This is a genomic window from Spectribacter acetivorans (genome assembly GCF_031846305.1).
Lineage (GTDB): Bacteria > Pseudomonadota > Gammaproteobacteria > Nevskiales > Salinisphaeraceae > Spectribacter > Spectribacter acetivorans.
This window is the reverse complement of record NZ_JAVRHY010000001.1, coordinates 80848-104072: the sequence shown is the minus strand read 5'-3', so window position 1 is coordinate 104072 and position 23225 is coordinate 80848. Positions and strand designations below refer to the sequence as shown.

Below are 23225 nucleotides of genomic sequence, written 5' to 3'. Positions count from 1 at the left end.
GCAGTGCCCGCCGGAATGTGCGGCCTAGAGATAGTCGCTGATCAGCCGTTCGGCGATCTGGATGCTGTTGAGCGCCGCCCCCTTGCGTACGTTATCCGCCACCACCCAGAGGTCGAGCCCGCGCTCGTGGGAGATATCCTCGCGGATGCGGCTGACGAACACGGCATCGTTGTTGGCGCCGTCGGTTACCGCGGTGGCGTAGCCGCCATCCTTGCGTTCATCGATGACGGTCACGCCGGGCGCCTTGCGCAGAATGTCCCGAGCCTGTTCGGCCGTGAGCTTGTCGCGGGTCTCGATATGCACCGCTTCGGAATGGCCAAAGAATACCGGCACGCGCGCGGCGGTCGGGTTCACCTGGATATTGTCGTCTTCCAGGATCTTGCGGGTCTCCCACACCATCTTCATTTCTTCCTTGGTATAGCCGTTGTCCAGGAAGACGTCGATGTGCGGCAGCGCATTGAAGGCGATCTGTTTCGGATAGGCCTTGGGCGGATCAATGTCCTTGCCGTTCAGCAGCTTGGCCGTCTGGTTGGCCAGCTCCTGGATGGCCGAGGCGCCCGACCCGGACACCGCCTGATAGGTCGCCACGTTGATGCGCTGGATATAGGCGGCATCGTGCAGCGGCTTGAGCGCCACGATCATCTGGATGGTGGAGCAGTTGGGGTTCGCGATGATGCCCCGCGTGGTGTACCCCGCCATCGCGTGGGCGTTGACCTCGGGCACGACCAGGGGAATATCCGGCTCACGCCGGAACTGCGAGGTGTTGTCGATCACCACGCAGCCGGCCTCGGCGGCACGTGGCGCATGGACCTCGGAAATGGAGCCGCCGGCCGAGAACAGCCCGATCTGCGCCTTGCTGAAATCGAACTCGGCGAGGTTCTCGATCCGGATCTTGCGGTTGCGGAACAGAATCTCCTTGCCCGCCGAGCGCTCGCTGGCCAGCGGATAGAGGTTTCGCACCGGGAATCTGCGCTGTTCCAGGATACGCAGCATGGTCTCGCCGACGGCGCCCGTGGCGCCCACAACGGCTACATCGAATTCTTTTGTCATGACGGGCGTTTTGCCTAGCTTATTGAAGTGTCACTGGAGCATGTCGATGACCGCACCGCCCATTTCGCCGGTACTGGCCACCTGCTTTTCGTCGTCCATGATATCGCGGGTGCGCAAGCCGCGGTCCAGGGCATCGCCCACCGCGTGCTCCACCCGCTCGGCCAGATCCTGCCGGTGCAGGCTGTGCCGCAGCATCATCGCCACCGACAGGATGGTGGCCAGGGGGTTGACCACGCCCTGGCCAGCGATATCGGGGGCGGAACCGTGCACCGGCTCGTACATGCCGCGGCCCTGCTCGTCCAGCGCCGCCGAGGGCAGCATGCCGATGGAGCCGGTGAGCATGGCCGCGATATCGGACAGGATGTCGCCGAACAGATTGCCGGTGACGATGGTGTCGAACTGCTTGGGCGCGCGCACCAGCTGCATGGCGGCGTTGTCCACGTACATGTGGCTCAGCTCGACATCCGGGTATTCCTGGCCCACCTCGTTGACCACGTCACGCCAGAGCTGCGAGACCTCCAGCACGTTGGCCTTGTCGACCGAGCAGAGCCGCTTGTTGCGTCGACGGGCAATATCGAAGCCGACCCGGGCGATACGCTCGATCTCGCCCTCGGTGTAGAGCATGGTGTTCACCGCCTGGCGCCGGCCGTGGGTATCGGTGCGGGTGCTGCGCGGCTGGCCGAAATAGATGCCGCCGGTGAGCTCGCGCACGATCATCAGATCCAGCCCGGCCACCACGTCGTGGCGCAGGGTCGAGGCGTGGGCCAGCTGCGAATAAAGCATTGCCGGACGCAGGTTGGCGAACAGGCCCAGTTCCGAGCGCAGCTGCAGCAGCCCGCTTTCCGGGCGCAGCTCCCGCGGCAGTTCATCCCACTGGGCGCCGCCGACGGCGCCGAACAGGACGGCGTCCGCCGACCGCGCCTTTTCCAGGGTGGCGGCGGGGAGTGGCTCGCCGGTGGCCTCGTAGGCCGCGCCGCCGACCAGATCCTCCTCGAGTTCGACATCGAGACCATGGTCCCGCTGTAACGCTTCCAGCACGCGTGTGGCTTCGCGGCAGATTTCCGGCCCGACACCATCGCCGGGCAGCACCAGTATTCTTGCAGTCATTGTTCGTCCTTGGTCGTGAAAGCTTGGTTGCCGCTCAAAGTTCGCGGAACAACCAGGGTTTGGCGTCGCGCCGGGCCTGTTCATAGCCGCGGATGGTCTCGGCATGCTTCAGGGTGAGGCCGATATCGTCCAGCCCTTCCAGCATGTTGTGGCGACGGTAGGCGTCGATCTCGAACGGGTACTCGACGCCGCCGGCGCGCACGGTCTGCGCCAACAGATCCACCCGAGCCACCGCGGGCGCGTCCCGGGTGGCCACCTCGAACAGCGCATCCATGTTCTGATGATCCAGAACAATGGGTAAAACGCCATTCTTGAAGCAGTTATTGAAGAATATATCGGCAAAGCTCGGGGCGATCACCACCCGGAAACCGGCATCCGACAGCGCCCACACCGCATGCTCGCGCGAGGAGCCGCAGCCGAAGTTGTCGCGTGCCAGCAGGATGGTGGCGTCGCGGTAGGCCGGCTGATTGAGCAGGAAATCCGGATTGGGCCGGCGTGTGGCCGGGTCCACGTCCAGCCCACCCGGATCCCGGTAACGCCAGTCATCGAACAGATGCGGCCCGAAACCGGTGCGCTTGATCGATTTCAGATACTGCTTGGGAATGATGGCGTCGGTGTCCACGTTGCCGCGATCCAGTGGCGCCATGATGCCTTCGTGTGTCGTGAATGCTTGCATGAGTCTCTATCCTGGCAGAATCAAACGGCGACGGTCGCAAACGGAAATGCTGACGCGGCTTCCGTTCAAATGTCTCGGACGTCCACAAAATGCCCCGCCACCGCCGCCGCAGCGGCCATCGCCGGGCTGACCAGATGGGTGCGACCACCCTGCCCCTGCCGACCCTCGAAGTTGCGATTCGAAGTCGAGGCGCAGCGCTCGCCCGGCGAAAGCTGGTCGGGGTTCATGCCCAGACACATCGAGCAGCCCGCATCACGCCATTCGAAGCCGGCGTCGATGAACACCTGGTCCAGCCCTTCCTTTTCCGCCTGCAGCTTCACCAGGCCGGAACCGGGCACCACCATGGCCAGCTTGATGTTGTCCGCCACCCGGCGCCCCTTCAGTACGGCCGCGGCCGCGCGCAGATCCTCGATCCGGGCGTTGGTACAGGAGCCCAGGAACACCTTGTCCAGGTGGATATCGGTGATCGGCATGCCGGGCGCCAGATCCATGTAGGTCAGCGCATGGCGCCAGGACTCGGCTCGCGTGGCGTCATCGCAGGTCGCGGGATCGGGCACCGCGCCGTCCACCGGCACCACCATCTCCGGTGAGGTACCCCAGGTAACCTGCGGACGGATCGCCGCGGCATCCAGTACCACGGTCTGATCGAACACCGCGCCCTCGTCGCTTGTCAGCGTGCGCCAGTAGGTCTCGGCCTCCGCCTGATGCTCGCCCTCGGGCGCATAGGTCCGGCCGCGCACATATTCGACGGTCTTGTCGTCCACCGCGATCATGCCGGCCCGGGCGCCGGCCTCGATCGACATGTTGCACAGGGTCATGCGGCCTTCCATCGACAGGTCGCGAATCGCCTGCCCGCCGTACTCCAGTACGTGGCCGGTGCCACCGGCGGTGCCGATCTTCCCGATGATGGCCAGCATGATGTCCTTGGCCGTCACGCCGGGACCGGCCTGACCGTCCACCCGGATGAGCATGGTCTTCGCCTTGGCCTGAATCAGCGTCTGTGTGGCCAGGGCGTGCTCGACCTCGGAGGTGCCGATGCCGAACGCCAGCGCGCCAAAGGCGCCGTGCGTGGAGGTATGGGAATCACCGCAGACGATGGTCATGCCCGGCTGGGTCGCCCCCTGCTCGGGGCCGATCACGTGGACGATGCCCTGGCGCGGGTCGTTCATCGCGAACAACCGGATGCCGAAGTCCGCGCAGTTGGTCTGCAGCGCCTCCACCTGGGCACGGGAGATCGGGTCGGCGATGCCACGCAGCCGGTCGATGGTCGGCACGTTGTGATCCGGCACCGCCAGGTTGGCACTGCGGCGCCACACGTCACGCCCGGCCAGCCGCAGGCCCTCGAATGCCTGCGGCGAGGTCACTTCGTGGACCATCTGCCGGTCGATGTAGATCAGCGCGGTGCCGTCGCCGTTGTCGCGCACCACGTGCTCATCCCAGATCTTGTCGTACAGGGTTCTGCCGCTCATCACGCCCTCGCCGCGTCTTTTGTATGAACGCAACTATAGGGATGACCGTTTAATAACTCCAATGAATTGTTTTTATATTTACAAGTCGCATATGGAATGTATTATTCGGTCACCACACTCACCTACCGTCCGCATGCAACTGGCCGCCATCGAAGCCTTCGTGACCATCTGCGACACCGGCAGCTTCCGGGCGGCGGCGCAGCGGCTGCATGTCAGCCAGCCGGCGGTGAGCAAGCGACTGGCCAACGCCGAGGCGCGTCTGGGCTTCGCGCTGTTCGACCGGGTCGGCCGCCGGGTGATTCTCACCGATGCCGGGCGGCAGTTCCTGCCCCATGCGCGGCGCTTGCTGGCGGCACTGGAGGACGGCCGCCGGGCGCTGGATGAACTGTCCGACCGGGTGATCGGTCATCTGGCACTGGCGTTGTCCCACCACGTGGCCATGCACCGGATGCCGCCGGTGCTGCGGCAGTACGTCAAGACCTTCCCCGGCGTGGACCTGGACATCCATTTCCTGGGTTCGGAAGACGCCTGCAATGCGGTGGCCCGCGGCCATGTGGAACTGGCCATCGTTACCTTGCCCGATCCGCCCATCGCCGGGCTGGATCAGCAGCGCGTGTGGGCCGACCCGATGGTGATCGCCGTGGCCGAGGATCATCCACTGGCGCAACAGACCGAGGTCACTGTCGCGCAGCTTCGCGAGGTGCCGGCGCTACTGCCCGAGCCGGACACCCAGACCCATGCCATCGTGAGCCGGGCCGTGGGCGGTCACGATGCCGATCTGACCGTCCGCCAGCACAGCAACAATCTCGACACCCTGAAGATGCTGGCGGAAGTGGGCCTGGGCTGGACCGCCCTGCCGCCGGCGATGCTGGCCGGCAGCCGGCTGTGCGAGCTGCGCCTGCCCGGCGTGTCGCTGACCCGGTCGCTGGGCACCGTGCGGCACCCGGAACGTCATCTGTCCGCCGCGGCGGCCGCCCTGCTGTCACTGCTGGCGTTGTAGTCCGGCGCCGACACCATCCCCACGCCGCGCAGCCCCAGCCAGGCAATCACCCAGCCCAGCGCCGCGGCGGACGCGGCCATCACGAACACCCAGTGGTGCGGCAGCACGTCCCACAGGAAACCGCTGCTAAGCGCCCCGGCCGCCCCGCCCGCGCCGAAACCGAGACTGCTGTAAAGGGCCTGGCCCCGCCCCTGCAGCGGTCCGCGGAACAGTCGGTGGACCAGGCTGACCGCCACTGCGTGGTACAGCCCGAAACTGGCCATGTGCAGCACCTGGACCAGCACCACGATTGCCATCCGGTCCGGCGCCGCCGCCAGCAGGGACCAGCGCAGCGCCGCCAGCGCCACCGCCGTCAGCATGAGTTGACGCAAGGTAGTACGGGTGACCACCGCGGGTAGAAACGCGAATACCAGCACCTCCGCCATCACCCCCAGCGCCCACAGGCCGCCGATCAGGCTGCGCCCGTAGCCGTGATCCTCCAGATAGATGGAAAAGAAGCTGTAGTAGGGCCCGTGGCTGAACTGCACCAGAAAGCAGACCGCCAGCAGGCTGGCCACCTGCGGCCGGCGCAGCACCGTCCACAATGCCTCGCCATGAGCCGTTTCCCGGCTGCCGGGCGCATCCGGTACCGACAGACTGACCACGAACAGCGTCACCAGCGTGGCCATCATCCACCACACCACCCAGCCTGTGCCGCCGGTATCCACCAGGGGCCCGAGTGCGGCCACCGAGGCAATGAACCCCACCGACCCCCACAACCGGATGCGGCTGTAGCCGGCCGAGCGGCTGCCGAGATGATTGAACGTGAGCGCTTCGAACTGCGGAATGGAGGCGTTGGAAAAGAAACCGTATCCGGCCATCAACAGCGCCAGGGCGAGAAAACCGTCGACGAAGGGCACCCATAGAAACATCAACGCGGCGCCCGCCGTGGCCAGGCGAATCACCACCACCCGGCCGCCATAACGGTCCACCAGCCAGCCCCAGACGTTGGGGGCCACCACCTTGGTGCCCAGCAGAATCCCGAAGATCAGCCCGATGGCCGCGGCGGAGAAACCGCGGTCGCGCATGTACAGGCTCCAGTAGGGCAGCAGCGCCCCGAGCCCGGCGAACCAGAAGAAATAGAATCCGGACAGCCGGCGACGCGGCAGGAGATCGGTCACGCCTGACCTGCGGTCTTCAGGAACTGACGGCTGGCGTCAGACGCGATTCATCCCGACGACCGACGCCATTGGCAGGTGCAGCCCTCATGCGTCGCCCGGAACCGGCGCGAGTGGCGGTGTTACATCCGCGTTCTGTGCCCTATTGCGCAGCCTGTAGCGTCGGGAGTCACGCGACAGCGGCGTCAGCCGCGGCTCGCCCGGACGACCGACGCCATTGGCGGTTGCAGCCCTCATAGGTCGCCCGGAATCGGCGACAGTGGCGGTGTCACGTCGGCGTTCTGTGCCCTGTGACGCAGCCAATGATCCATCAATACCAGCGCCAGCATCGCCTCGGCGATGGGCGTGGCCCGCAGGCCCACACAGGGGTCGTGCCGGCCGGTGGTGCGCATTTCGGTCGCCTCGCCCGCGATATCCACGGTGCGGCCGGGGATGGTGATGCTCGAGGTGGGCTTGAGTGCCAGCGCCGCCCGTACCGGCTGGCCGGTGCTGATGCCGCCGGCCACGCCGCCGGAATGGTTGGCGAGAAAGCCCTCCGGGCTGAGTTCGTCGCGATGCTCGGAGCCGCGCTGGCGCACGCAGTCGAAGCCGTCGCCGATTTCCACACCCTTGACCGCGTTGATGCTCATCAGCGCCGCGGCCAGGTCCGAGTCCAGCCGCTCGAATACCGGTTCGCCCAGGCCGGGCGGCACCCCGGTGGCTTCCACCACGATACGTGCGCCGATCGAATCGCCGTCGCGGCGCAGCACGTTGATCGCGGCTTCCAGCTCGGCGACCCGGTCCGGGTCGGGACAGAAGAAGGGGTTGTCGTTGACCGTGTCCGGCGCCACGCAGTCCAGGTGGATATCGCCCATCTGGGCCAGCCAGCCGCGGATCTCGATGCCCAGGCGCTCGCGCAGATACTTGCGGGCAATCGCCCCGGCCGCCACCCGCACGGCGGTTTCCCGGGCCGAGGAGCGGCCGCCGCCGCGATGATCGCGCCGGCCGTATTTCTGGATGTAGGCGTAGTCCGCATGATTGGGGCGGAACACCTGCTGGATCTTGCCGTAATCGCGGGAGCGCTGATCCTCGTTCTCGATCAGTACCGCAATGGGGGTGCCGGTGGTCTCGCCCTCGAACACCCCGGACAGAATGCGGGCCTGATCGGGCTCGCGGCGCTGAGTGACGTAGCGGGACTGCCCCGGCCGGCGACGATCCAGGTCGGTCTGCAGATCGCTTTCCGTCAGCGCCAGTCCCGGCGGACAACCGTCCACCACGCAGCCGATCGCCGGGCCGTGGCTCTCGCCGAAGCTGGTCACCGTGAATTGACGTCCCCAGGTATTTCCGGCCATGGGCTATTCCCCCGTTGCGCTGGCCGCACATTCGTGGCAATGCGCCACCCAGGCGTCCAGATCGTCGGCTTCGAGCACGCCCACGCCGAGGCCGCCGCGCTCCAGTTCCACCCATTCGATCGGCATTTCGGGCCAGCGCTGCTCCAGCGCGAAGCAGGTGTGTCCAACTTCCAGCACGAACAATCCACCCGGCGCCAGATGCGGCGGGGTGGCGAAGATCAGCCGTTCGACCAGATCCAGCCCGTCACCGCCGCCGGAGAACGCGATCGTGGGCTCGTGGCGATACTCCGGGTCGAGCGTGTCCATCTCCTCGCCGCTGACGTACGGCGGGTTGGTCACGATCAGATCGAACGGCGCCTCATCGTCCAGCCCGTCGTAGAGATCGGCAATGCGCCAGCGCATGCGCGGCGACACCCCGTGGCGCTCGGCATTGCGGCGCGCCACCGCCAGCGCGTCCTCGCTGACATCCGTGCCCACCACCTCGGCATCCGGAAATGCCATCGCGCAGGCAATGGCGATGGCGCCGCTGCCGGTGCCCACGTCCAGAATGCGCAGCGGTTCGCGATCGTCCAGCCAGGGCTGAAATTCCGCCTCGATGATCTCGGCAATCGGCGACCGGGGCACCAGCACGCGCTGATCGACGAAGAACGGCAGCCCGGCGAACCAGGCTTCGCCGGTGAGATAAGGCGCCGGCTGGCGTTCGTCGATACGCCGCTGCAGCAGATTCAGCGCCACCTCGGCTTCCTCGGGCGTCACGTGGGCGGACAGATAATCGTCGGCCACGTCGACCGGCAGCGCCAGGGAATGCAGCACTAGATGGCGCGCCTCGTCCATCGCGTTGTCGCTGCCGTGACCGAAGGCCAGCCCGGCACGATTGAAGGCCGAGCCACCCCAGCGGATGAGATCGCGGATGGTGGTCAGGTGCGCGGCGAGCCGAGACGGGTCCATGGATGCTTTCCGGCCGGAGAATGGAACGCCGCCCGGCCGTATCGCCGGGCCGGTGAGGCCGCGGACGGCGGGCGACAGAGGCGTCACATTATGGGCTAAACTCGCCCACAATGCACCGATTTCGCTTGCTTTTCGGCGGTTGCGCCTGCTCGTTTCGCCGCCGCCGGCAAGTCATCTTCCTCGCACTCCGATCCACGCCATGCACCCGTTCGCCCTGCTCCAGCAACTGCTTCCTACTCGCCTGCTCTCGCGGCTGATGCACAGTATTGCCAGCAGCCGCTACCGACCGCTCAAGAATCTGTTGATCCGGGCCTTCATGAAGCTGTTCCGGATCGACCTGAGTGAGGCGGTGATGCGGGATCCGCTGGCCTACGAGAGTTTCAACGCCTTCTTTACCCGAGCGTTAAAGCCCGCTGCCCGGCCGTTGCCCGAGGACCCGGCCGGCGTGGCCAGCCCGGTGGACGGCACTCTCGGCCAGTTCGGCGAGCTGGAGCGCGATCGGCTGCTGCAGGCCAAGGGCATGACCTATTCGGCCGCCGAACTGCTCGGCGACGCCGACGCCGCGGCCCCGTTTCTGGGCGGTCGATTTGCCACCATCTACCTCGCGCCCACCAACTACCATCGCGTGCACATGCCGCTGACCGGCACCCTGCGGCAGACCCGCTACGTCCCCGGCCGGCTGTTCGGCGTCAATCCGATGAGCGTGCGCGGCATCAGCCGCCTGTTCACCCGTAACGAGCGCCTGGTGTGCCTGTTCGATACCGCCGCCGGACCGATGGCCGTGGTGCTGGTAGGCGCGTTCTGCGTGGGCGGCATGGAGACCGTGTGGTCGGGCACGGTCACACCGCCACACCGGCGCAGCGGCGGCGTGACCGACTGGCCGGTGGAAAACACCGCCACCCGCCTGGGCCGCGGCGATGAAATGGGCCAGTTCAACCTGGGATCGACCGTGATCCTGCTGCTGGGTGCCGGCGCCGCCGACTGGGCGTCGCATCTGAAGCCCGACGCGCCGGTGCGCATGGGACAGTCACTGGGTCACTTGACCCCGGGCGCCTAAGAGCGATCGGCCGCGAAGGGCAACGCGGGCGCAAGCGAGTCGAAGCCGAGCAGGAGTGCCAGCAGCCGGTCCACGCCCAGCGCCACGCCGGCGCAGTCCGGTAACCCGGCATCCATCGCGGCCGGCAGCGCCCGGTCGACCGGCAGACAGGGCTTGCCGAGCGCCCGGCGCGTGGCGGCATCCCGGTCGAATCGCTCGCGCAGCGTGGCGGCGTCAGTGAGTTCGGTGCCGCCATTGGCCAGCTCCACGCCCTGCCAGTAGATCTCGAAACGTTCCGCCACCGGCATCGCCCCCGGCCGAATCCGCGTGAGTCCGGCCAGTGACGGCGGCCAGTCGCAGACGGCGCAAGGTGCCGACCGGCCAAGATCCGGCCCCAGCACCAGCCCGACCAGGGCATCTAGCCAGAACTCGAACCGCCGGGCGTCATCCAGGCCCGCGGGCTCGGATTCCGGGGCCAGACCGGCCCCGGCGGCCCGCTGCTGCAGTTCGTCGGCGCCAGCCCGGCGCCAGTCGAGGCCGGTCAGCCGCGTGAATACCTCGTCGAAACCGACTCGCGCCAGCGGCGGCGCCCCGAGTTCGACCAGCAATGCCTCGGTCTCCGCCAGAACGGCCGGATAGCCCCAGCCCGGCCGGTACCATTCCAGCATGCTGAATTCGGGGTTGTGCCAGCGACCGGTCTCGCCCGCCCGGAATACGTGAGATAACTGATAGACGGGCCCGATGCCGGCTGCCAGCAGGCGCTTGAGACCGAATTCCGGCGAGGTATGCAGCCAGCCGGCGTCGCCGCAGGCCAGGCTGTCCAGTTGCGGTTCCTGGGCCGCCGCGGCCGATAGCGCCGGCACGTCGGCTTCAAGCACGTCCCGGCGTGCGAAGAACGCGCGGATGTCGGCCAGCAGCCGGGCGCGCCGACGCAGCGTTTCCGGGGTGGCGGAGGGCTGCCAGGTCGGCTCGGTCACGACGGAGTCGGGGTGGCGGGCACCGGAGGCGGTGCCCGGCAATCAGGCGCGGGAGACGTATTCGCCCTTGCGGGTGTCCACCTTGAGCACCTCGCCTTCCTCGATGAACAGCGGCACGCGGATCACGGCGCCGGTTTCCAGGGTGGCCGGCTTGCTGCCGCCGCTGGAGGTGTCGCCGCGCACGCCCGGATCGGTCTGGCTCACGGCCAGGCTCACGAAGTTCGGCGCCTCGATCGACAGCGGCTCGTTGTTCCAGAGGATGACCTTGCATTCATCCTGCGGGCGCAGCCACTGGCCGGCCTCGCCCACCACCGCATCGGGGGCCTGGTGCTGTTCGAAGCTGTTGGGCTCCATGAAGTGCCAGAACTCGCCGTCCGAGTAGAGGAATTGCAGATCCAGTTCCATCACGTCGGCGGCCTCGACCGTGTCGCCCGACTTGAAGGTACGTTCGATGGTGCGCCCGGTCTTGAGGTTTCGCACCTTGACACGGTTGAAGGCCTGCCCCTTGCCCGGCTTGACGAACTCGTTTTCCAGAATCGTGAAGGGATCGCCGTCGAGCAGAATCTTGAGGCCGCCCTTGAACTGGTTGGTGCTGAAAGTCGCCATCTTGGGTAGTCCGTTGACAAAAGTTTTGGAGACACGCCGGCCGGCGCTCTACACTGCCGTCATGCTCACGCAAGACGCCCCGCCCGCCGGCAGCCGGCCGCGTAGTCTATCCCAAAGCCCGCCCGCCTGGCAGCGGGAAATGGCTGACGCGGTGACCGATCCGCGGGAGTTGCTGACGATGCTGGACCTGCCCGCGTCCGGGCTCGCGGGGGCCGCGACCGGGAACCAGCTGTTCCGGCTGCGCGTGCCCCGACCGTTCGTGGCCCGAATGCGCCGGGGCGACCCGGACGACCCGCTGCTGCGCCAGATCTGGCCGCGGGGCGCGGAAGGCGACGACGTACCCGGCTACGATCTCGACGCCGTCGGCGATCTGGCCAGCCTGAGAGGCGACGGCATCATCCACAAGTACGCCGGCCGGGCCCTGCTGATCGCCACCGGTGCCTGCGGCGTGCACTGCCGGTACTGCTTCCGCCGGCATTTCCCGTACGCCGACGAGAATGCGGCACGCCAGCAGTGGCGGGGGGCGCTGCAGCAGCTGCGCGCGGACGCCAGCATCCGCGAGGTGATCCTGTCCGGCGGCGATCCGCTGTCCCTGGCCGATCACAAACTGGCGGAACTGGTCCGGGCTCTGGACCGCATCCCCCACATTGAGCGACTGCGTCTGCACACCCGGCAGCCAATCGTGATCCCGGGGCGCGTGGACGATGCGCTGCTGGCCTGGCTGGGTGACACCCGGCTGCAGACGGTAGTCGTGGTGCACGTCAATCATCCGCAGGAACTCGACACCGATACCGGCCTGGCCCTGCGCCGGTTACAGGGAACGGGCGCCACGCTGTTCAACCAGGCGGTCCTGCTGGCCGGCGTCAACGATGATGCCGAGGTGCTGGCGGCGTTGAGCGAACGGCTGTTCGCGCAGGGCGTGATCCCCTACTATCTGCACCTGCTCGACCGGGTTCGGGGTGCCGCCCATTTCGACGTACCGCGCGAACGGGCGCAGCGCCTCTACCGCGAGCTTTCCGCCCGCCTGCCGGGCTACCTGGTGCCGCATCTGGCGCTGGAAGAAGCCGGCCGGGCCAGCAAGACAATCATCGGCATGGATGCCGCTCCGGGAGATACTGCAACGTGAGTGCCGCGCCGTCCGCCGCCCCGTCATCGGCCACCATTCTGGTGATCGCCCCGCGGGAAAACAGCGCGGAAACCCTGCGCAACGCCCTGCGGGCGGCCGGCGAGAACGTCACCGTGGCCTGGCTCGAGCAGGCCGGCGCGCTGGGTGATCAGCTCACCCATCACGACCCCGCGCTGATCGCCTGCGCCGCCGACGATTCGGCCGCGCTGGACCGGATTCTCGGGCTATGCGTGAATGCCGCACCCCGCGTGCCGTTGATCGCCCTGGCCGATGCCAGACGCCGGACCGAGCTGCTGCGCGCCGGCGCCCGCGATGCGGTCGACCCCGCCGACCCGGATCTACTGGAACTGGTGCTGACCCGCCATCTTCGCGAGGCCGAACGGATGCGCCAGGCCAGTGTGCTGCAGGCCCAGCTGGCGGACTGCCGCGGGCGCCTGGATGCGCTGATCGCGGACAGCCGCGAGGCCCGGGCGGTGATCGACGACGGCATCTTCGAGCAGGTCAACGACGAGTTCGCAAGCCTGTTCGGCTTTCCCGACACCGAGGAATTGGCGGGTGTGCCGCTGATGGACCTGGTGCACCCGGATGACCGTCCCACCGTCAAACAAACATTAAAGGATTGCGCGCAGGGCACCAGCGCCCCGCCGCTGCTCACGATTACCGGCCAGCGCATGGACGACAGCCCGGTCACCCTGTCCGTGCGCTGTCGCCCCGCCACCGGGGATCAGCCGGGCCGGGTGGAATTGCTGGTCACGCCGCCGGATGAAACCGCCCCGGTTCCGCGCGATCCGATCACCACCGGACGGCAGGCGCTATACCAGGCGCTCCAGTCCTTGCGGCCTCACGATGCCGGCAGCCCGGGGCTGCTTTGCCTGCATCTGGACGACTTCGCCGGCCTGCAGGATCGTCTGGGACCGGCTGCCGCCGATCGCATCGCCGACGAGGTGTTCGCTTTCACCCTCAGCCTGCTCGGCGATTCCGACCACGGCTTCCGGCTGGCGGCACCGGGCCTGGCGTTGCTGATGCACCGCGAGAACGCCGATGCGCTGACCGAACAGGCGGAAACCATCCGCGAAGCCATCGCCCGGGAAGCCTTCGGCGAGGATCAACAGACCGCCTCAGTGACGGCAAGCATCGCGGTGGCCGCGCTGGCCGCCGACGGCGACGATGCCAAGCGCTTCCTTCGAACCGCGCGGCTGGCACTTCAGCTATCCGACCGCACCGGCAATCAGGTGGACCGGCTGGGCAAGCGCGATGCCGCGCCGGCCACCGGTGTCGAATCCGAGCAACCGACGTCCACCACGGATCGCGCCGAAGCCCTTGGCGCAGCGATCGCGAACGACCAACTGGCCCTGGCCTACCTGGAAATCACCAGTCTGGAAGGTGATACCGGCCCCCATTACGACGCCCTGCTTCGCTGGAACCGCGGCGACGGGCGGCCGCTGCGCTTTGACGAGTTTCGCGAACAGGCGGAAGCCGCCGGACTGCTTTCCGACATCGATCGCTGGGCAACGACGCAGGTCCTGGCTCGCACACAAGGCGAGGCGGGGGGCGAGATTTTCCTGCCGCTATCCGCGGCGTCGGTGCAGCAGGCGGAGGCCTTCGCCAAATGGCTTGGCACCCAGGCACGCGGCCGCAAGGACGCGTCCGGCAAGGTCTGGTTCGTGCTGCAGGAAACCGACGTGGCGGCCGCGCCGCGTCAGGCCCAGACGCTGGCCAGCGCCTGCCAGTCCCTGGGGCTCGGTGTGGCCATTGACGGTTACGCCAACCATCCCGACGCAAGCCGGCTCGCGGCCGATCTACGGGCGGGTTTCGTTCGCCTGGACGCCGATCAGACTGAAATCCTGGTCGGCGACGGCGACGAGGCGCTGACCCAGGCCGTCGCTGCCGCCCGGGCCGCCAGCATGCGGATCGTGGCCGGCCATGTGCAGGACGCCAACAGCATGGCCCGGCTGTGGCAGCACGGCATCAACTTCATCCAGGGTCGTCGCGTTCACGAACCCGATACCGCCGAGGCCTGATCGCCGGCGAGAACCGGCCGGCCTAGCCCTGCTTCAAGGCCGCAATCCGCTGCTCCAGCGGCGGATGGCTGGCGAACAGCTTCTTCAGGCCATGACCGAGCGTGCCGGAGATGCCGAACGCGGCCATTTCCTTGGGCATGTCGCTCTGGCCGTAGGTCTTCTGCAGCGATTCCAGCGCGCTGATCATCTTGCGCCGGCTGGCCAGATGGGCACCGCCCGCGTCGGCCCGGTATTCGCGGTAGCGCGAGAACGCCGCCACGATGATACTGGCCAGCAGCCCGAACACGATCTCGAGCGCAATCACCACGCCGAAATAGGCCAGACCGCCGCCGCGTTCGTCGCGCATCAGCATGCGCGCCACGATGTGGGCGAAGAAAATCACGAAGGTGTTCAGAACGCCCTGCAGTAGCCCCATGGTCACCATGTCGCCATTAGCGATATGGCTAACCTCGTGGGCCAGTACCGCCTCCACGCCGTCACGGTCCATGTTCTGCAACAGGCCGGTACTGACCGCCACCAGGGCGTCGTTGCGGCTCATGCCGGTGGCAAACGCATTCATCACCGGTGACTCGAACACGCCCACCTCCGGCATGCCGATGCCGGCGGCCCGGGCCTGGCGCTGCACCGTCTGCACCAGCCACTGCTCGGCGGCATTGGCCGGATTCTCGATAATGCGCACGCCCATCATGCGCTTGGCCATCCATTTGGAGATGGCCAGCGAAATGAACGAACCACCCATGCCGAACACGGCTGCCAGCACGAACAGGCCGGTGGTATTGCCGACGCCCTTCTCGGCCAGCCACTGATCCAGCCCGAAAATCTGAATGAAGGCCGACAGCACCAGCAGGATGGCCAGATTGGTGCCCAGGAACAGGAGAATGCGTTTCATCGTGAGGAAGTCTCCGGGAGGACGAACTGAGGTTTAGATAGCGGCGACGGATAACAGTTTCAAGACGCCCAGCATTCGCCCGGTCGTCGCATCACGCCCACCAAGGCGGCTTGACAGACTCGATCGACACACTATGATTTACACGTCAATCATTTATGCTGTCTTACCATGAGTCGCATGATCAACTTCCGGGCCGAGGACGAACTGCACGCCCGACTGGAACGGCTTGCCACACTGACTGGCCGCACCAAGACTTTCTATGTCCGCGAAGCAGTCGTGAACTACATGGACGATCTGGAAGATATCTATCTGGCCGATCAGGTCATGGACCGACTGGAAAGCGGCGCCGAAACCACGTATAGCCTCGATGAGCTGGAGCGGGAGCTTGGCCTGGCGGATTGAGCTTTCCAGCAGTGCGACAAAAGCATTGAAAAAACTGGACCCCCAGCACGCGCGCCGCATCACTCGGTACCTGGCCCGAAAGCTGGCAACCGTTGACGATCCCCGCCAATACGGCAAACCGCTGCAGGGCGAGCACCGCGAATACTGGCGGTACCGGGTCGGTGCCTACCGCGTCATCTGCCATATCGAAGACGATATCCTGCGGGTGCTGGTGGTCCGGATCGGCCATCGCCGGGAGATTTACCGCTAACCGCTGCCGGCGCGCTAAGCTGGGCCAACCTCAGGCAAACGCAAGGCTTCGCACGTGGCAATCGACTTCACCCTCACCCCCGAACAACTCAAGCTGCAGGCCGACGCGCGGGCCTTCGCGCAGAACGTGCTATCCGGCGTACGCCCGGCCATGGCTGGGCACGATCGACCGGAGCAGCGCTTCTTCGCCACCAAGCCCTTCTTCGATCAGGTGGCCGAGGCCGGGTTCATCCATGCCCTGCTGCCCACCGAATACGGCGGCGCCGGATTCTCCAACATCGACCTTGCCATTGCCGCCGAGGAACTGATGGCGGTGGACGTGAGCGTGCCCTCCACCATGCTCGCGGTGGGTCTGGGCCTGCAGCCGCTGCTGCTGCACGGCACTCACGAGCAGAAGCAGCGTTTCCTGCCCGACATCGTCGCCGATCCGGCCAACCGGCTGGCTGCCCTGGCCTTCTCGGACGTCGGCGGCGCCGCCAACTTCGACTGCCCCGACCCCGGCGCGGGCATGCAGACCTTCGCCCACCGCGAGGGCGACGAATGGGTTATAAACGGCAGGAAGCAGTACACCACCAACGGCAGCGGGTGGGACGGTAAGGGCGCCCACCTGTTTTCGGTGGTCTGCCGGGCGGATGAAGCCGGCAACCGGGACGTGCCGCCCCAGGAATCCCTGGCCATCATCATGGTGCCGGGCAACACCCCCGGCATCGAGATCGTCGGCTACCACGACTCCCCCGGCCACCGCGGCGTGGTCTCGCCGATCATGCATTTCAACAACGTGCGGGTTCCGCTGGGACACATCCTGGGCCAGCCCGGTGACGGCATCGAGATCAAGTACAAGACTTTTTCCTGGACCGCTGGCCTGATCGGCGCCGCCTGCGTCGGGGTCATGCGGGCGGCCTTCGAGTTCGCCCACGACTTCTGCACCACCCAGAAACGCGGCGGCGCCGTGCCGGTAATCGACCACCAGAACGCCGGCTACATGCTGGTGGACATGAAGACCCGGCTGGAAGCCTGCCGCTACATGGCCTGGAAAGCCTGCGTGGAACTCGACCGCACCCACGGCGCGGCCGAGGAACTGCCCACCATGACCAAGATCTTCGCGTCTGAAACCTGCGTGCAGGTGGTCTACGACGCCATGCGCCTGGTCGGCGTGGACAGCTATACCGATACCACCCCGCTGGCCGGCCTGCTGCAGGACGCCCTTTGCTTTCCGGTCTACGACGGCGGCAACATGGGCATCCGTCGCCGGCGCCTGCACGAACTCATGCGGCGGGACGGCTACGACCCGATGGCAACCGTGCTGGGCGAAGCCTGACGCACGGGTTTCGGGGCGTCAGGGCAATGCAGCTGATACACGAACGGCCGCCGCACCTGGCGGCAACCGGACGAGATCAGTCGAGAAAGCTCTTGCCGTCCTTGCCACGCGCGGCCGCCTTGGCCGCCCGCTTTTCCTTCAGCGTGCGTGTCGGTTTCTTCTTCTCGCCCTTCTTGCGGTCCAGACCCTTGCTCATGACGACTCCCCGGTTGTGTCAGGCGCACTCGCCGGCGCCTGCCGCCGTTCGAGCCGTTTGTTGCGTTTCTCTTCCTGCACGCGTTGCTTGTCGGCGACGCGCTGCTGCTTGTTGAACTTGTAATTGACCCTGGCCATGACCACCTCCTGTGGTTCGGGTCAGTCTAGTCCTAATCGCGAGTCGGAAACCGGGCCGGGAAAAATAAAGCCGGTGGGCAGGTCGCCGGGGAGGAACGGGCGCGCGGCGATGCCAGGTAACCGTCCTAGGGAATCCCGGACTCTGCGGCGTGAACCTGCCTGAAGCCGCGTGGCAGGAAACGGCCGCGACTGGCTCGCGCACCGCGGTAGTTGTCCCGGTCGCCCGGCTTGACGTTCAGATGCCGCTTGCCGCTGTAGAGCACCAGCGTGGCGTCGGCGGGTAGCGCGCACCAGGCAGTGACGGCGTCGTCGCCTTTCACCCCGATCAGTTTGTTGCCCTTGCCCTTGGCCAGTTCGGGCAGTTCATCCAGGCCGACGCAGAGCATGCGGCCTTCAGCGGTGATCAGGCAGAGTTCCTGATCGCCGGCATCGATGGGGCCTAACGGGGGCAGGACGACAGCCCCCTTGGGCACGGAAAGCGCGGCCTTGCCGGCGCGGTTGCGCGAGGCCAGTTCACCCAGCCTGGTGACGAAGCCGAAGCCGGCATTCGAACCCAGCACGAAGCGTTGCTCGGCGTCGCCCATCATCACGCCCACGAAGGTGGCGCTGTCCGCGGGGCTTAGCCGACCGGTCAGGGGTTCGCCCTGCCCACGGGCCGAGGGCAGCTTGTGGGCGGCCAGGCTGTAGCTGCGGCCGGTGGAGTCGAGCACGGACAGCAGTTGATTGGACTTCCCGCGCGCCGCGGCCAGGAATTCGTCGCCGCTCTTGTAGCTCAGCGATTCGGGATCGGTCTCATGCCCCTTGGCCGAACGGATCCAGCCCTGGTGAGACAGCACGACGGTAATCGCCTCGCTGGGCAGCAGATCGGATTCATCCAGGGCCCGGGCTTCGCCGCGTTCGACCAGTTGCGTGCGGCGGTCGTCGCCGTACTTCTCGGCCGCCGCCTCGATTTCGCCGGCAATCAGCTTGTTGAGCTTTGCTTTCGACCCGAGCGTGGCCTCGAGTTTCTTGCGCTCGCGTTCGAGTTCATCGCGTTCGCCCTGGATCTTCTGTTCCTCCAGGCGCATGAGGTGACGCAGGCGCAGGTCGAGGATGGCATCGGCCTGCACGCCGGTGAGGTTGAAGCGATCCATCAGCGCTTTTTTCGGGTCATCCTCGTAGCGGATGATGGCAATGACTTCGTCGATGTTGAGATAGGCGACCAGCAGACCTTCCAGCACGTGCAGGCGGTCGATCACCTGGTCCAGCCGGTACTGCAGACGCCGGCGGACGGTTTCGGTGCGGTAGGTCAGCCATTCCGTGAGTACGTCGCGCAGATTTTTCACCTGCGGGCGGCCGTCCAGGCCGATCATGTTGAGATTGGTGCGAAACCCCTTTTCCAGCGCCGTGGTGGCGAACAGGTGCGCCATCAGCTGCTCGGCATCCACTCGTCTGGAACGGGGCACGATGACCAGGCGGGTGGGGTTTTCGTGATCGGACTCGTCGCGAAGGTCAGTGACCATGGGCAACTTCCTGGCCGCCATCTGCCCGGCGATCTGTTCCAGCACCCGGGCGCCGGACACCTGATACGGCAACGCGGTGATCACGATCTCGCCGTGTTCATTGGACTCCCACACCGCCCGCAGGCGCAGATTGCCGTTGCCGGTGCGATACACCTCGCGGATTTCCTCGGGCGGGGAAATCAGTTCCGCGCCGGTCGGAAAATCCGGGCCCTGGATGTACTGACACAGGGTGTCGAGGTCGGCCTTGGGCTCGCGAATCAGATGTACACAGGCCGCCGCCACTTCGCGCAGGTTGTGCGGCGGCACGTCGGTGGCCATGCCCACGGCGATACCGGTGCCCCCGTTGAGCAGCACGTTGGGCAGCTGCGCCGGCAGGGTCATGGGTTCGTCCAGGGTGCCGTCGAAATTCGGCGCCCAGTCCACCGTCCCCTGTCCCAGCTCGGACAGCAGCAGGCTGGCGTAACCCGACAGCCGCGATTCCGTGTAGCGCATGGCCGCGAACGACTTGGGATCGTCCGCCGTGCCCCAGTTGCCGTGCCCGTCGACCAGCGGATACCGGTAGGTGAACGGCTGGGCCATGATCACCATGGCCTCGTAGCAGGCGGCGTCGCCATGGGGATGGAACTTGCCGATCACGTCGCCCACGGTGCGCGCCGCCTTCTTGGGCTTGGAGGCGGCCGACAGGCCCAGTTCGGACATTGAATAGATGATGCGCCGCTGCACCGGCTTCAGGCCGTCGCCGACGTGCGGCAGGGCCCGGTCGAGAATCACGTACATGGAATAATTCAGGTACGCCTTCTCGGCAAAGGCCTTCAGGGCCTGGCGTTCGGCTTCGTACTCGCTCTGGTCGGTCATGGGGTCGGTTGATTGCCTCAGTCGAGCAGTTCGGCTTCGTGGCCCTTGGCTTCCAGCCAGGCGCGGCGATCGCCGGCGCGCTTCTTGGCCAGCAGCATGTCCATCAGTTCGTCCACATCCGCGGATTCCACCGTCAACTGCACCAGCCGGCGGGTTTCCCGCGCCATGGTGGTTTCGCGCAGCTGCAGCGCGCTCATCTCGCCCAGGCCCTTGAAGCGAGTGACACTGACCTTGCCCTTGCGTTTTTCCGCGCGGATCTGGTCCAGCCGGCCCTCGCGTTCCTCGTCGTCCAGGGCGTAGAACACGTCCTTGCCGACGTCGATGCGATACAGCGGGGGCATCGCCACGAACACATGGCCCTTTTCCACCAGCGGCCGGAAATGCTTGAGAAACAGCGCACACAACAGGGTGGCGATGTGCAAGCCATCGGAATCGGCGTCAGCCAGGATGCAGACCTTGCCGTAGCGCAGGCCGGTAAGATCCTGGGCGCCGGGGTCCACGCCCAGGGCCACGGTGATATCGTGGATTTCGTTCGATGCGAGGATGTCGCCGGGGTCCACCTCCCAGGCGTTGAGGATCTTGCCGCGCAACGGCATCACCGCCTGGAAATCGCGGTCCCGCGCCTGCTTGGCCGAGCCGCCGGCGGAGTCGCCCTCCACCAGGAACAGTTCGGTGCGGGCCGGATCATCGGACACGCAGTCGGTGAGCTTCCCGGGCAATGCCGGGCCGGACACCACGCGCTTGCGGGTAACCTTCCTGGCCGATTTCACCCGCCGCTGGGCATTGCCGATCACCAGCTGGGCCAGGGCCTCGCCGGTTTCGGAATGCCGGTTGAGCCACAGCGAGAAGGCGTCCTTGACCACGCCGGACACGAATGCCGCGCAGGCGCGCGAGCCCAGTCTTTCCTTGGTCTGGCCCGCAAACTGCGGGTCGGCCAGTTTCACCGACAGCACGTAGCTGCAGCCGTCCCAGACGTCCTCGGGCGTGATCTTGAGCCCGCGCGGGGTGAGGCTGCGGAACTCGCAGAATTCGCGCAGCGCCTCGGTGAGCCCGGCGCGCAGGCCATTGACGTGGGTGCCGCCGCCGGCGGTGGGAATCAGGTTGACGTAGCTCTCGAACAGCCCTTCGCCGCCTTCGGGCAGCCAGGTAAGGGACCAGTCCACCGCTTCGCGTTCGGCCTCGAAACTGCCGCCGAAGGGTTCATCCGGCAGGCGCACCGCCTCGCCCAGCTCGCTGGTGAGGTACTCGGCCAGACCCTGTTGATAGCACCAGGTCTGGGTGTCGCCGGCCGACTCGTCGGTGAAGGTGACGGTCAGGCCGGGGCACAGCACCGCCTTGGCCCGCAGGAGATGAGTAAGGCGCGGGATCGCGAAACGCGGGCTGTCGAAATAGTTCGGGTCCGGCCAGAAACGAAGCGCGGTACCACGCCGGTTGCGGGAGACGGTGCCGGTCTCGGTCAGCGGGCTGGCCGGTTCGCCGCCGGCGAAACCGATGGCGTAGGCCTTGCCGTAACGCCATACCTGCACCTCCAGCCGGGTGGACAGGGCGTTGACCACCGACACCCCCACCCCGTGCAGACCGCCGGCAAAGCGATACTGCTTGTGCGAGAACTTTCCGCCCGCGTGCAGCCGGGTGAGGATCAGCTCCACGCCGGGCACGCCGTGGTCGGGGTGCAGGTCCACCGGCATGCCGCGCCCGTCATCGGTCACCGACATCGAACCGTCGCCATGCAGCACCACGTCGACGCGTTTGGCGTGGCCGGCCAGGGCCTCGTCCACGCTGTTGTCCACCACCTCGGCGGCCAGATGGTTGGGCCGGGCGGTGTCGGTGAACATGCCGGGCCGCTTGCGCACCGGATCCAGGCCGGACAGGACTTCGATGGCGGCGGCGTCGTAGCTGTTGGTCATGACAGGCGCGTGGGTTGACTGGCGCGGGACGTTAAGCCAAGCCCGACCGCGCGGCAAGCTCGCCCTCCCCCGCTCGACCCGCAACCGTTACAATTCGTCCGATACCACCCCCACCGCTGCTGCGCATGACCGACCCCGAAAGCCCGGACCAGAACGACGAACTCGCCGCCTTCGAGACCGCAATGAACGAGCTCGAATCGCTGGTGGAGTCACTGGAATCCGGCGAGATCGGGCTGGAGGAATCCCTGGCGCGGTTCGAAAAGGGCGTGGCGCTGGCGCGCCGTTGCCAGGCCGCGCTGAAAAGCGCCGAGTTGCGGGTAGAGCAGTTGCTCGAGGACGACCAGGGCGGCCGGCTGGGCGCGTTCGAGGACCCCGACGCCTGATGTCGTTCGCGGACGCGGTCGCCGACTACCGCCAGCGGCTGGATCAGGTGGTCGATGGCTGTCTCCCGCCGGCCAGACAGCATCCCGCGCGCCTGCACGAGGCCATGCGTTACGCCATGCAGGGCGGCGGCAAGCGCCTCCGGCCGCTGCTGGTCTACGCCACGGCCCGGGCCGTCGGGGCGCCGGACGACCGCGTGGATGCCGCCGCCGCGGCGGTGGAGATGGTCCATGCCTACTCGCTGGTTCACGACGATCTGCCGGCGATGGACGACGACGACCTGCGCCGGGGCAAACCCACGTGCCATCGGGCGTTCGACGAGGCCACCGCCATCCTCGCGGGCGACAGCCTGCTGACCCTAGCCTTCCAGCTGCTGGCGCAGGACGCAACCGCAGATTCCGCGGTGCGTGCCGCCCGCGTGGCGCGCCTGGCCGTGGCCTCGGGTTCCCGCGGGATGGCCGGCGGCCAGGCCATGGACCTGGCTGCGACCGGCCGAAGCCTGAATCTGGCCGAAGTCGAGGCTATGCACATCCACAAGACCGGCGCGCTGATCCGGGTGTGCGTGCTGCTGGCCTGCGAAGGCGCCGCGCTGCCACCGGAACAGTTTTCCGGCCTGGATCACTATGCCAAGTGCCTGGGCCTCGCGTTCCAGATCCAGGATGACGTGCTTGACGAGCTTGGCGATACCAGCACCCTGGGCAAGCAGAGCGGCGCCGACCGCGCGCGACAGAAACCGACCTACCCCTCAGTGATCGGCCTGTCGGCGGCCCGTCAACGGGCGGCGGAGCTGATCTCGGAGGCGCGGGCGTCGCTGGCCGGTCTCGACGAGCGAGCGGACGGCCTGCACTGGCTGGCGCAAAGGGTGATCGAGCGGGAGCACTGACC

Annotated in this window: 22 protein-coding genes; 9 read left to right on the top strand and 13 right to left on the bottom strand. The window is 66.9% G+C overall.

Annotated elements, in window-relative coordinates:
• Positions 1-24 precede the first annotated feature (24 nt).
• From RM531_RS00500 to leuC, 4 genes are all read right to left on the bottom strand, one after another.
• Entirely contained in the window at positions 25-1050 is a 1026-nt protein-coding gene (locus RM531_RS00500; RefSeq protein WP_311656469.1) for an aspartate-semialdehyde dehydrogenase, read from the bottom strand.
• Positions 1051-1080: 30 nt separating this feature from the next.
• Complete coding sequence (leuB, locus tag RM531_RS00495) at positions 1081-2157, bottom strand: 3-isopropylmalate dehydrogenase (protein WP_311656467.1); 1077 nt, start codon at positions 2155-2157, stop codon at positions 1081-1083.
• 34 nt (positions 2158-2191) lie between these two features.
• Positions 2192-2833, bottom strand: coding sequence for a 3-isopropylmalate dehydratase small subunit (gene leuD, locus RM531_RS00490; protein WP_311656465.1), 642 nt, complete (start codon positions 2831-2833; stop codon positions 2192-2194).
• 65 nt (positions 2834-2898) lie between these two features.
• The gene (gene leuC / locus RM531_RS00485; RefSeq protein WP_311656463.1) at positions 2899-4302 is read right to left on the bottom strand and encodes a 3-isopropylmalate dehydratase large subunit; all 1404 of its coding nucleotides are present in this window, start codon (positions 4300-4302) and stop codon (positions 2899-2901) included.
• Positions 4303-4435: 133 nt separating this feature from the next.
• Here leuC and RM531_RS00480 point away from each other — a divergent pair, with 133 nt between their 5' ends.
• A complete protein-coding gene (locus RM531_RS00480) occupies positions 4436-5302 on the top strand; it encodes a LysR family transcriptional regulator (RefSeq protein WP_311656461.1) in 867 nt (288 codons plus the stop codon).
• On the opposite strand, the gene RM531_RS00475 is transcribed toward RM531_RS00480, so the two are convergent.
• From RM531_RS00475 to prmB, 3 genes are all read right to left on the bottom strand, one after another.
• Positions 5254-6462: an MFS transporter gene (locus RM531_RS00475; RefSeq protein WP_311656460.1), complete on the bottom strand. Its 1209-nt coding sequence runs from the start codon at positions 6460-6462 to the stop codon at positions 5254-5256. The genes RM531_RS00480 and RM531_RS00475 overlap by 49 nt on opposite strands.
• 230 nt (positions 6463-6692) lie before the next feature.
• Entirely contained in the window at positions 6693-7790 is a 1098-nt protein-coding gene (gene aroC, locus RM531_RS00470) for a chorismate synthase (protein WP_311656458.1), read from the bottom strand.
• Between the two features lie 3 nt (positions 7791-7793).
• Complete coding sequence (gene prmB, locus RM531_RS00465) at positions 7794-8738, bottom strand: 50S ribosomal protein L3 N(5)-glutamine methyltransferase (protein ID WP_311656457.1); 945 nt, start codon at positions 8736-8738, stop codon at positions 7794-7796.
• A gap of 199 nt (positions 8739-8937) precedes the next feature.
• Between prmB and asd the strand changes: the two genes are divergently transcribed.
• Entirely contained in the window at positions 8938-9795 is an 858-nt protein-coding gene (asd, locus tag RM531_RS00460; protein WP_311656456.1) for an archaetidylserine decarboxylase, read from the top strand.
• On the opposite strand, the gene epmA is transcribed toward asd, so the two are convergent.
• On the bottom strand, positions 9792-10751 hold the full coding sequence (gene epmA, locus RM531_RS00455) for an EF-P lysine aminoacylase EpmA (RefSeq protein WP_311656454.1): 960 nt from the start codon (positions 10749-10751) through the stop codon (positions 9792-9794). The two genes, asd and epmA, sit on opposite strands and share 4 nt — an antisense overlap.
• A gap of 42 nt (positions 10752-10793) precedes the next feature.
• Entirely contained in the window at positions 10794-11357 is a 564-nt protein-coding gene (gene efp / locus RM531_RS00450; protein WP_311656453.1) for an elongation factor P, read from the bottom strand.
• 61 nt (positions 11358-11418) lie between these two features.
• Here efp and epmB point away from each other — a divergent pair, with 61 nt between their 5' ends.
• Both epmB and RM531_RS00440 read left to right on the top strand, forming a co-directional pair.
• Positions 11419-12483 (top strand): EF-P beta-lysylation protein EpmB, encoded by a 1065-nt coding sequence (gene epmB, locus RM531_RS00445; protein WP_349255370.1) that lies wholly within the window; start codon positions 11419-11421, stop codon positions 12481-12483.
• Complete coding sequence (locus tag RM531_RS00440; protein WP_311656451.1) at positions 12480-14504, top strand: EAL domain-containing protein; 2025 nt, start codon at positions 12480-12482, stop codon at positions 14502-14504. The genes epmB and RM531_RS00440 overlap by 4 nt, the downstream gene beginning before the upstream one ends.
• A gap of 22 nt (positions 14505-14526) precedes the next feature.
• Here the strand turns inward: RM531_RS00440 and htpX are convergent, their stop codons facing one another.
• Complete coding sequence (gene htpX, locus RM531_RS00435) at positions 14527-15393, bottom strand: protease HtpX (RefSeq protein WP_311656450.1); 867 nt, start codon at positions 15391-15393, stop codon at positions 14527-14529.
• A gap of 168 nt (positions 15394-15561) precedes the next feature.
• On the opposite strand from htpX, the gene relB reads away from it, so the two are divergent.
• Genes relB through RM531_RS00420 form a run of 3 tightly spaced genes read left to right on the top strand, consistent with a single transcriptional unit; the run spans position 15562 to position 17362 of the window.
• Entirely contained in the window at positions 15562-15795 is a 234-nt protein-coding gene (relB, locus tag RM531_RS00430) for a type II toxin-antitoxin system RelB family antitoxin (RefSeq protein ID WP_311656449.1), read from the top strand.
• Positions 15779-16045 (top strand): type II toxin-antitoxin system RelE family toxin, encoded by a 267-nt coding sequence (locus RM531_RS00425; RefSeq protein ID WP_349255364.1) that lies wholly within the window; start codon positions 15779-15781, stop codon positions 16043-16045. Before relB ends, RM531_RS00425 begins: the two co-directional genes overlap by 17 nt.
• Positions 16046-16099: 54 nt before the next feature.
• Positions 16100-17362 (top strand): acyl-CoA dehydrogenase family protein, encoded by a 1263-nt coding sequence (locus tag RM531_RS00420; RefSeq protein WP_311656447.1) that lies wholly within the window; start codon positions 16100-16102, stop codon positions 17360-17362.
• 192 nt (positions 17363-17554) lie between these two features.
• Here RM531_RS00420 and RM531_RS00415 read toward each other — a convergent pair whose 3' ends face one another.
• The 3 genes from RM531_RS00415 to parE all read right to left on the bottom strand — a co-directional run bounded on the left by RM531_RS00415 (position 17555) and on the right by parE (position 21959).
• Positions 17555-17695 carry a hypothetical protein gene (locus tag RM531_RS00415; protein ID WP_311656446.1) on the bottom strand — a complete coding sequence of 47 codons (141 nt, stop codon included), beginning with the start codon at positions 17693-17695 and terminating at the stop codon, positions 17555-17557.
• A gap of 125 nt (positions 17696-17820) precedes the next feature.
• Positions 17821-20052: a DNA topoisomerase IV subunit A gene (gene parC, locus RM531_RS00410; protein WP_311656445.1), complete on the bottom strand. Its 2232-nt coding sequence runs from the start codon at positions 20050-20052 to the stop codon at positions 17821-17823.
• 17 nt (positions 20053-20069) lie between these two features.
• The gene (gene parE / locus RM531_RS00405) at positions 20070-21959 is read right to left on the bottom strand and encodes a DNA topoisomerase IV subunit B (protein WP_311656444.1); all 1890 of its coding nucleotides are present in this window, start codon (positions 21957-21959) and stop codon (positions 20070-20072) included.
• A gap of 125 nt (positions 21960-22084) precedes the next feature.
• On the opposite strand from parE, the gene RM531_RS00400 reads away from it, so the two are divergent.
• Entirely contained in the window at positions 22085-22342 is a 258-nt protein-coding gene (locus RM531_RS00400) for an exodeoxyribonuclease VII small subunit (protein ID WP_311656443.1), read from the top strand.
• Complete coding sequence (locus RM531_RS00395; protein ID WP_311656441.1) at positions 22342-23223, top strand: polyprenyl synthetase family protein; 882 nt, start codon at positions 22342-22344, stop codon at positions 23221-23223. Before RM531_RS00400 ends, RM531_RS00395 begins: the two co-directional genes overlap by 1 nt.
• Positions 23224-23225: the final 2 nt, after the last annotated feature.